At 63.1% G+C, this 2,063-nt stretch carries 3 protein-coding genes; all 3 read right to left on the reverse strand.

Features of this window, described 5'->3' with window-relative positions:
* Positions 1 to 658, reverse strand: a 658-nt coding sequence (locus WBB85_RS12660) for a DUF502 domain-containing protein (RefSeq protein ID WP_432638966.1), incomplete at its 3' end; no start/stop codon positions are given.
* Positions 659 to 719: 61 nt separating this feature from the next.
* Entirely contained in the window at positions 720 to 1,631 is a 912-nt protein-coding gene (locus tag WBB85_RS12665; RefSeq protein WP_432638967.1) for a pseudouridine-5'-phosphate glycosidase, read from the reverse strand.
* Positions 1,628 to 2,063: PfkB family carbohydrate kinase (locus tag WBB85_RS12670; RefSeq protein WP_432638968.1), on the reverse strand; the 436-nt coding region annotated here is incomplete at its 5' end. The genes WBB85_RS12670 and WBB85_RS12665, both read right to left, overlap by 4 nt.

The raw sequence follows: 2,063 nt of genomic DNA on the forward strand, positions 1-2,063 counted from the left end.
AGATGACCAGCTTAGCCGCATCCTCGACCGACATACGTTCCAGAAGCTGCACATCCGAGGCCGGAACATAAAGCAGAAAGCCCGAGGTCGGGTTCGGCGTGGTCGGCAGGAACACCGTCAGGATCTCCCCCTCTTCGGGGATCTTCTCGGCCACCTCGCCCTTGGCGGCGGTGGAGACGAAACCAACGGCCCAGATCCCCTTGCGCGGATACTCGATCAGACAGGCCCGGTCGAATTTCGTGTCGCTTTGCGAAAAGACCGTCTCGGCGATCTGCTTCAATCCGTTGTAGACAGAACGAACAAAGGGCATCCGGTCAACGAACCCTTCGGCCATCCCGATCAGCGACCGGCCGATCAGCCCCTTGGCGACCCAGCCGATAAAGACCGTGAAGAAAAGAAAGATCAGGACGCCAGCGCCACGCACCGAAATTGGCGGCTCATAGCCGAGGTAATAGGTCAAAAGCGCATCGGGGCGCCAGTTGGCGGGAATGAAGGGTAGGACCCAACCATCGATCCAGCCAACAAATTTCCAGATCAGCCAAAAGGTCAACCCAACAGGAAGGACAACGACAAGCCCGGTCAGGAAGTTCGAACGAAACCCGCCCCGCGCACGGCGACGCGGCGCGTTCTGATGGTCACTCCCTCGATCCGGCTTCATTCTGTCAGGCTCCCCCAAAGGCCGAATGTAAGCAGGCTTTGGCCTTATAACAATGGGGTTTTCACCGCTTTTGCAGACAAAGGGCGATGGCGCTGGCCAGCCGGGCGTTGTTGAGCACCAGCGCGATATTGGCACTTAACGAGCGGCCTTCGGTCAGCTCGAAGATACGCGCAAGAAGAAAGGGCGTTACCGCCTTGGCATTGATGGATTTTTCGGCCGCGTCAGCAAGCGCCTTCTCTATCAGCGGTGCGATCACCTCTTGCGGGATTTCCGCCTCGGTCGGGATCGGATTGGCGACAAGGTGGCCGCCGCCAATCCCAAGGGCCCGGCGGCTGGCGATGGCGCCCGCGATTTCCTCGGGGCTTTGCATCGTCAGGGGGGCGGTCAGGCCTGAACTGCGCGACCAGAAGGCCGGAAAATCGCGCTGGCCATAGGCGATGACCGGCACGCCGAGGCTTTCCAGTACTTCCAGTGTCTTGGGCAGGTCGAGAATGGCCTTGGCCCCCGCCGCAACGACCGCGACCGGGGTGCGGGCCAGCTCGTACAGGTCGGCGGAAATGTCGAACGTGTCGCTGGCGCCGCGATGAACGCCGCCAATCCCACCGGTGGCAAAGACCGCGATCTCCGCCAGATGGGCGCAGATCATCGTCGCGGCCACGGTGGTTGCACCGGTACGACCAACTGCAAGACAGGCGCCGAGATCGGCGCGGCTCAGCTTCATCGCGTCGGGGCTTTGCGCCAGCCGCGCCAGTTCGTCAGGTTCAAGGCCGATATGGATGCGCCCACCCATGACCGCGATCGTGGCAGGCACTGCACCTGCCGCGCGCACCTCCGCCTCCACCTGTTCGGCGGTCCGCAGATTTTGCGGATAGGGCATACCATGGGTGATGATGGTGGATTCCAGGGCCACGATGGCGCGACCATCGCGCTGCGCCGCCGATACCTCGGCGCTAAAGGTCAAGAATTCCTTCATGTTTCCCTCTGCTGATCGTCACGCCCCGGACCCGGCTGACGACTGACATAGCGGCCAGCTGCAGCCAAGGCCAGCCGAAGCGCCTCGGCCCTGCCATGGCCCTCCTGCTCCGCCCGGATATGCGCGGCCATAAACGTATCGCCCGCGCCGGTTAACTGATGCACCGCGACCTTTGGCGGCAGGGCCGTCAGTGTAGCCTCCGCCGATTGGCCATCCGCGCAAAGCCCGGCCCCGTCCGTTACCAAAACCCGCGCGGCCCCCATTGCCAACAGCGCCGCCGCCGCCGTCGCCGCATCAGCAAAGCGCCTACCGGCCAATATTCCTGCCTCCTCCAGATTGAGGTAGAAGGTCACGTTGCGGCAGCCCAGTAGGCGCGCAAGCCTTGCGGCCTTGCCAGCCCCTGCCGATGCAAGGCGCAGGTCCGCCTTTGCC

Source organism: Albidovulum sp. (assembly GCF_049646345.1).
Classification (GTDB): domain Bacteria; phylum Pseudomonadota; class Alphaproteobacteria; order Rhodobacterales; family Rhodobacteraceae; genus Albidovulum.

Bases quoted from the DNA above. Each gene is read 5' to 3' on its own strand.
- WBB85_RS12665 (WP_432638967.1), bottom strand. From the start codon at position 1,631: ATGAAGGAATTCTTGACCTTTAGCGCCGAGGTATCGGCGGCGCAGCGC.